This is a genomic window from Desulfobacula sp. (assembly GCF_021107415.1).
On the sequence record NZ_JAIOSW010000409.1, the window covers coordinates 1 to 8,053 of the forward strand.

7 protein-coding genes are annotated in these 8,053 nt (G+C 36.3%); all 7 read left to right on the plus strand.

Annotated features, from left to right (window positions below; all coding sequences use genetic code 11):
- The first annotated feature begins 171 nt into the window (after positions 1-171).
- The 7 genes from hemL (at position 172) to ccsB (ending at position 7,838) form a co-directional block, all read left to right on the plus strand.
- The gene (gene hemL, locus K8S13_RS20665) at positions 172-1,455 is read left to right on the plus strand and encodes a glutamate-1-semialdehyde 2,1-aminomutase (protein WP_291465575.1); all 1,284 of its coding nucleotides are present in this window, start codon (positions 172-174) and stop codon (positions 1,453-1,455) included.
- A gap of 6 nt (positions 1,456-1,461) precedes the next feature.
- On the plus strand, positions 1,462-2,847 hold the full coding sequence (gene mpl, locus K8S13_RS20670; protein ID WP_291465577.1) for a UDP-N-acetylmuramate:L-alanyl-gamma-D-glutamyl-meso-diaminopimelate ligase: 1,386 nt from the start codon (positions 1,462-1,464) through the stop codon (positions 2,845-2,847).
- On the plus strand, positions 2,844-3,047 hold the full coding sequence (locus K8S13_RS20675) for a hypothetical protein (protein WP_291465580.1): 204 nt from the start codon (positions 2,844-2,846) through the stop codon (positions 3,045-3,047). The genes mpl and K8S13_RS20675 overlap by 4 nt, the downstream gene beginning before the upstream one ends.
- The gene (locus K8S13_RS20680; protein WP_291465581.1) at positions 3,040-3,477 is read left to right on the plus strand and encodes a bacteriohemerythrin; all 438 of its coding nucleotides are present in this window, start codon (positions 3,040-3,042) and stop codon (positions 3,475-3,477) included. The genes K8S13_RS20675 and K8S13_RS20680 overlap by 8 nt, the downstream gene beginning before the upstream one ends.
- Before the next feature lie 425 nt (positions 3,478-3,902).
- The gene (gene recD / locus K8S13_RS20685) at positions 3,903-5,621 is read left to right on the plus strand and encodes an exodeoxyribonuclease V subunit alpha (protein ID WP_291465583.1); all 1,719 of its coding nucleotides are present in this window, start codon (positions 3,903-3,905) and stop codon (positions 5,619-5,621) included.
- Positions 5,622-5,637: 16 nt separating this feature from the next.
- On the plus strand, positions 5,638-6,999 hold the full coding sequence (locus K8S13_RS20690) for a cytochrome c biogenesis protein ResB (protein WP_291465584.1): 1,362 nt from the start codon (positions 5,638-5,640) through the stop codon (positions 6,997-6,999).
- A gap of 5 nt (positions 7,000-7,004) precedes the next feature.
- Positions 7,005-7,838, plus strand: coding sequence for a c-type cytochrome biogenesis protein CcsB (gene ccsB, locus K8S13_RS20695; protein ID WP_291465586.1), 834 nt, complete (start codon positions 7,005-7,007; stop codon positions 7,836-7,838).
- The last annotated feature ends 215 nt before the right edge of the window (positions 7,839-8,053 follow it).

An 8,053-nucleotide genomic window follows, 5' to 3' on the forward strand; every position in this document is an offset into this window, starting at 1 on the left:
CAGTTGAGCTAACGGCCCATAAAATTAACGCGGCAAATTTAACAGCCAATCTAAAAAATGTCAATAGATTTTTAGGCTATTCAAATATCTATTGACCCTTTAATTCCAGGTTTGATATACTCAAATGTTTATATATGATGAAATTATGATTTTTAAATAAGGAATAAAAGTATGTCTATATCAAAATCAGAAAATCTTTTTAGAGAAGCTCAAAATTTAATTCCAGGGGGGGTAAATTCTCCGGTAAGAGCCTGTGGCTCAGTGGGTGGTCAGCCAATATTTATCGAGAAGGGAGATAAAGCCAGAATTTATGATGTTGATGGAAATGAATATATTGATTACGTACTTTCCTGGGGACCTTTAATTTTAGGACACAGACCTGCCTGTGTTATTGAAGCTTTGACAAAGGTTCTTGAAACCGGGACAAGTTTTGGTGCTCCAACTGAACTTGAAACAGATCTTGCCCGTCTTGTTATTGATATGGTGCCTTCGGTGGAAAAGATAAGAATGGTTAACTCTGGTACTGAAGCGACCATGAGTGCCATTCGTCTTGCCCGGGGATATACCGGCAGGGATATTATCATCAAGTTTGACGGCTGTTATCATGGTCATGCTGATACGCTTCTTGTTGCGGCAGGATCGGGAGTTGCGACTTTAGGTATCCCTGGAAGCCCTGGTGTGCCTGAGTCTGTTATTTCAAATACATTATCCCTGAAATTCAATGATATTGAGGGATTTATAAAAATTATGGAAAAAATGGGTGATAAGATTGCCGGAGTTATTCTTGAACCTGTTGCCGGTAATATGGGGATGGTGCCTCCGAAGGACAGTTTTCTTGAAATATTGCGGGAATATACCTTAAAATTTGGCTCAGTCCTGATATTTGATGAAGTGATGACAGGATTCAGGGTTGCAAAAGGATCTGCTCAAGGGTTGTTTGGAATAACACCGGATCTGTCCTGCTTTGGAAAGGTGATTGGCGGTGGTTTACCTGTTGGAGCTTATGGAGGCCGAAAGGAAATTATGGATCATATCGCACCCGTTGGAAATGTATATCAGGCGGGAACCCTTTCAGGCAATCCTCTGGCAATGGCAGCAGGGATTGCTACCCTGAAAGAGCTTCAAAACAATGATGTATATGAACTACTTGATAACAAGACTGAAAAACTGATGAATGGATTACAGTCTGCTGCAGATGATGCCGGGATCAGCTTGAAAACCAATCATGTGGGATCTATGGCGGGATTCTTTTTCTCAAATGAAGATGTTTATGATTTTGATGATGCTAAAAAATGTGATTTGGACCGGTTCGCGAAATTTTACAGAATGATGCTTGAAAAAGGTGTTTATCTTGCCCCTTCACAATTTGAGGCCTGTTTTGTCTCTCTGGCACATTCAGATGAAGATATTGATCAGACGATTGCTATAGCAAGACAAGCAATGGCGGCTCTTTAAAGTATAATGATAAAGAAGATACATTTAATTGCTGCCTGCGGGACAGGAATGGGAACCCTTGCCTGTATACTAAAAGAGATGGGGTATATCGTCTCGGGTTCTGATCAGAATGTTTATCCGCCCATGAGTGATTTTTTAGATGAAAAGGGAATTAAACTCTTTGTCGGTTATGATCCTGCCAATTTAGACGATGCCCCTGATCTTGTGATTATCGGTAATGCTGTAACAAGGCAGAATGTTGAAGCCCGGGCAGTATTGCAAAAGGATATTCCCTATTTATCAATGCCCCAGGCAGTGAATAAATTTATTGCAAAGGATAAAAAGATTATCCTGGTTACAGGCACCCATGGGAAGACAACCACCTCTTCCATCATGGCTCATATCCTGTATACGGCAGGGATGGATCCGTCTTTTATGATTGGAGGTATTTTAAAGGATTATAATTCGAGTTTCAGAATAGGAAACGGCGAGTATATGGTGATTGAAGGGGATGAATATGATACTGCCTTTTTTGATAAGGGGCCAAAGTTTATGCATTATGATCCTGATATTACCATTATGACAGGAATTGAATTTGATCATGCAGATATCTTCACCAATATCGACCATATCAAGAGTATCTTTTCAACTTTTGTTAAAAAAATACAAAAAGACAGTCATATCATTGCTTTTAATGATAATGACAACTTAAAAGAAATTCTTGCCTCTTGTGTTGCCTTTATTGAGACATACGGCGAACAAGCTCAATGGTCTTTTTCAAACCATTTGCAACGAAATTCAAAAACTTTTTTTGATGTGCAAGGACCTGATAAAGCAATTTCAATTGAAACAAATCTGGTGGGCCGGCATAACCTGTTTAATTGCCTTGCCTGCCTTGCAGTGGCCAATAGAATAGGAATTAGTGATAAAAATGTTATCAATGCTTTAAACACTTTTTCCGGCATAAAAAGGCGGCAGGAAATTCGTGGTATAAAACATGGCATCACTGTAATGGATGATTTTGCTCATCATCCGACAGCAGTCAGAGAGACCATCAAGGCGGTCAAACCCTTTTATAAAAATGGCAGGGTGATCGCTGTGTTTGAACCCAGAACCAATACAAGCATGAGAAATTTTTTTCAGGACACTTATCCTGATTCTTTTTTGGATGCAGATATGGTGTGTATTTGTGAACCCGGCATTAAAAAAAATATATTGGAAAAAGATAAATTTTCCACCATGGAACTTGTGAATGATATAGGGAAAAAGGGGATTGCGGCATATCATTTTAAAAACTATAATGAAGTTATCAATTTTCTGGTACCCAAATTAAGACCCGAAGATCTTGTTTTAATAATGTCAAATGGTGGATTTGATAATATTCACATAAAATTGCTTGAGAAAATTAAATGAAAAGAAAAGTGCTTCTTCGCATTATAGGAATCGGTATTTTTCATATGGTTTTGTATTTATATGTTGTTCCCTTTGTGATTTATCCAAAGTTTGGCAAGAATGGATTTGAATTTACTATTGCTGTTGCCATTATTATTTCTATAGCTGTCTTGGGAACAATTTTCTTAGAAAAAAAAATAAAAGGAGATAAAAATGAGTGATATTGAAAAAATAGCGTGGGATCCTAAATATAGTGTCGATATTGAAGAAATAGATGCCTACCAGAAAAAGATGTTTGAGCTATTCAACAAACTGATTGATATCAAGAGAGGAGAACTAGAATTTAAACTGTGTATAAATATGATTTCCGAGATAAGCGAACATAGTAAATTGTATTTCAGTACAGAAGAAAAATATATGAAAAAAAAGGGATATCCTGATTTCGGAGCCCATTCAAAGGCCCATCGCCAATTTATTAAAAGCTTTATCAGTTTGCGACGCGAGATTTCGGAAGATATAGAAAATTTAACAGATGATGTGATCATACAATTAAGAGATTGGATGACAAATCACATACTTACATTTGATTCCCTCTATGTTCCATTTTTAAGGATTGATAAATATATAGAAGAATCAAAACAGAAAAATTAAAGTCTTTTATAACTCTTGACGATGTTAATGGTTAGGTAAGAAGTTTATATAAACTTAATAGGGTTAAAAGAACCATGACCTTTGATTACAAAATAATACCTATCCGAAATGAATCAATTGATTCTCCATACAAGATTGATGGTTTTTCAGAGAGAAGAAAGACCGTTAGCAGAAAATCCAAAAGAGACCGGAGAAAACAAAAAAGAGATCGGAGAAGCAGCATAAGAGATGGTGTAATCGTCAGCCTGTCTTTTAAAAGTAATCGCCGTAGAGGCAGAGATAGAAGAAGCCCGCAAGTTGCAAGATTCGTTTAAATTCACATAATTTTTTATATCAAACCATTCTATAATTCCCCAATATTCTTGTTTTTTCTTGATAAGACTGATAACTAATTTAATTCAATTCGATAACAAACTGGAAAGAGAATGAGTCAGTATACCGCATTTGATCTTGATAATTTATTTGAACAACATTTTTTTTCAAATCTGGATTATTATTTTGCCGGATCAATGGCCAGAGCATTTGATGAGAAAGAACCCATTGTTCTGATATCCTGCGCACTTGTTTCAAAATTATTGTTTGAAGGGCATATCTGTCTTGATATTCAAAAAATGTCCGGAACGGTCCGGTCTGTATCCCAAACCAGCAATGACCTGGTAAAATTTCCTGATTTAAATATCTGGATAAATGCATTAGAACATTCTTTAATGATTTCAGACAATATCCAAACCCCTCTGGTTCTGGATTGTGATCACAAGCTTTATTTTTCAAAATATTATAATTTTCAAAACCGATTAAGTAAAAATATTGCCCAAAGGGTCTCATTAAAACCTTCAAACATGGATGAAGCAATAATTGATGAGATGCTAGAATTATATTTTCCTAAGCCCGGTAAACATTACATTCACCAAAAAAAAGCAGTAAAAAATGCAGTATTCAATTATTTTACGATTATTTCAGGCGGGCCCGGGACCGGAAAAACATATGTCACCACCGTGATAAAAAAGATGTTTCTTTTATCTGCAGAAAAACTCTCTCTGCCTGCTCCTGAAATAATTTGTGTGGCACCGACAGGAAAGGCTGCATCAAAAATGGACCAGGGAAGTACCATCCATTCCATTTTAAAGCCATTAAAGAATAGACCTGGATTTTATTATAATAAAAACAACCCTTTGCAAATAGATTTGATCATTATCGATGAAGCTTCGATGATTGATATTTCATTATTGACTCGGCTTTTGGAAGCCGTGCCCTTGGAAGCTAAAGTGATTATTTTAGGAGATCAACATCAATTGTCATCCATACAGGCAGGGTCGATATTTAGTGATATCTGCAGCGTGAAAGGATTATTCTCAAATATATTTTTTCTTGAATATAATTTCAGATCCAAAGGAAAAACAGGAATTGAAAATCTGTCAAAAGCTATTAATAACAATGATGGGAAATGCCTTGAAGAGATATTAATATCCGGCCGGTATCCTGATCTTGTGTTTGAAAATTTCCAGGGTAATGTTCCTATTGTAAGCGCGGTTAAGAAGTATATCTTAGAGGGGTATAAACCATTTGTCATTGCAGATACGGTTGAGGCTGCAGTGAATGAACTGGATAATTTTAAAATATTATGTGCTCATAATTCCGGGGAATACGGAACATTACAAATTAATCATGTATGTGAAAATATTTTGCGGTCAGATAATAATTTTGATATACAGGGAAAACTTTTTAAAAAGATAATCATGGTGAATACAAATGATTATAAGAAAGGCCTGTTTAATGGAGATACCGGCATTGTTCTTGAAAAAAAAGGAGAAAGTACCGTTTTTTTTAAGTCTCTGGAAAATAAAATAAAACAATATCGAGCATCAGATCTTCCAGGGCATGATGCTGCATATGCAATAACGATCCATAAAAGCCAGGGATCTGAGTTCAAAACGGTTTTAATTATAGTGCCGGATAAACTGTCTCCTGTTATGACACGGCAGTTGTTGTATACGGGAGTTACAAGGGCAAAAACAAACATCATTATTATCGGAAATATAGAGATTATTAAAAAAGCTATAAACCTGTCTGTAAGAAGAAATTCGGGTTTATCCATGTGCCTGGAAAAGGAAATATACCTGGAAAAAGAAATAACAGACAATTAATAAGAAAGAAAATATTTTGAAAAAAAATCAAACAATTCCCGAAAAAATCTGGCAGTTTTTCTGTTCTGTAAAACTGGCGGTTTATACACTTGTGCTTCTTGCAGCCACATCAATCTTCGGAACTATTATTCTCCAGAATGGTACCAAACAAGAATACCTGAGGCTTTATGGCGAAGTTTTTTACAATCTGATTACGGTTTGCAAGCTTGATGATATGTACCATGCCTGGTGGTTTTTATTGTCGATTGTCATACTTTGTATCAATATAGTTGTATGCTCAATTGAACGCCTTTCCATTACCTGGAAAATTATTTTCCCAAAACAAATTAAGTTTAACCCCCAAAGATTCAGAAAATTGAAAAATCTTGAAACGTTTACTGTCAATAAAGATGTTAAATCTTTATCCGGTCCCTATGAAACTTTTTTATCCAAAACTGTTGGAAAAGTAATAAAAGAAGAGACTGACTCAGGCAGAGTCCTGTATGCTGAAAAAGGACGATGGACAAGAATCGGTGTATATGTGATCCATTCCAGCATTCTTTTACTTTTTATCGGTGCATTGATCGGAGCACTTTTCGGGTTTAAAGCCAACCTGCGGCTAGATGAGGGTGAAACATCGGATACGGCTTTTATTGTTAAAAAAAGGATGCCGATCAACATTGGTTTTTCCATAAAATGTAATAATTTTTTTATAAAACATTATGATACGGGTGCACCTGAGGAATTTAGATCAAATCTGACAATTATTGAGAATGGTAAAGAAAGTTTCACCAAAGATATTCTCGTTAATCACCCACTTAGATATAAAGGCATCAATATTTTTCAGGCCTCTTATGGTACTGCTCAGCCGGACAGCATCATTCTTGATATTATCAGACTATCCGACAAGGATGTAACAAATACAACCATTAAAGTCGGACAGGAAATTCAATTGCCGGAAGATCAGGGCCTGTTTAAGCTTGAAGGGTTTATGCCGCATTTTGATTTCAGGGGTAATAACCTTGGAGAAGCATTTATAGGAAAGATAACTCAAAAGGATGGCAATAGTTTTCAAATTGGTCTTCCAGTAAAATTTCCCACCTTTGATAAAATGAGAAAGGGAACCTTTGCCTTTGTGGTTAAAGAATTTGAACAAAAATATTATACCGGCCTTCAGGTTACTAAAGATCCTGGAGTATGGTACGTCTATTCAGGATTTATTTTAATGATCATCGGTTGCTGGATTACCTTTTTTATGTCTCATCAGTCTTATTTTATTGAAATTAGAAACAATAAAAATAATTTTTCAAAAATCAGCATTTCAGGGACCACCAATCGAAACAGCCAGGGAATGAAACTTAAAATTCAAAAAATTGTTATACAATTAAAGGGTAAATAATTCTTATGGACAGTTCTTTAGCATTATCATCGGCAACATTTATTTATGCACTGGCTTCAGTTTTTTATATCGGATCATTCACCTTTAAAAAGCAAGTCCTTGCAAAGCTTGGGTTTATTGTCCTTATAATAGGCTTTTTAGACAATACTATAGGCATTATCTTAAGATGGATTGAATCCTACCAGATAGGTTACGGGCACGCACCTTTTGCCAATATGTATGAATCCCTGGTCTTTTTTTCATGGACGGTTGCCATCCTTTATATTTTTGTTGAACTCAAATACAAAGAAAGCATTATCGGCGTGTTTGCAACACCGTTGGTATTTCTTGCCATTGCATATGCTTCTCTTTCTCCTGATATCAACAGTAAAATAAGCCCTTTAATCCCTGCACTTAAAAGCAATTGGCTCATTGCCCATGTGATTACCTGTTTCCTAGGGTATGCCGGCTTTGCTGTGGCATTCGGGTTCAGTCTCATGTATTTTGTAAAGCCGCAAAACCCTGATGCCACATCCATTTTTGCAAAACTCCCGTCCTGGGAACTCATTGATGAGTTGACCTATCAAATGGTGGTCTTCGGATTTCTCTTCCTTACCATCGGTATCATTACCGGTGCGGTCTGGGCCAATTCGGCCTGGGGCACATACTGGAGCTGGGACCCTAAAGAAACCTGGTCTCTTATCACCTGGTTTGTTTATGCCATCTTCATGCATTTAAGAATGATGAAAGGCTGGCATGGAAAACAGCTGGCATGGGTATCCATTATCGGTTTTCTTGCTGTGATGTTTACTTATTTTGGGGTAAACTATGTGCTCAGCGGACTCCACAGCTACGCTTAACCATTATTGACTAACATTTTCGTTCAGACACTATTTATCTTGACAAGAAAACAAGATATTAATATAGAATAACGCTAAATATAGACGTTATTGCAAGACAGTTTAAGATTATTGTCTGCAAAGGAAATAATTCGGGTTACGGCCTATCGTTTTTGCCCGGATAAAATGGTTAAAGTATCATCAACATTTTAAATTGATGGAGTTTTCATGAGCGA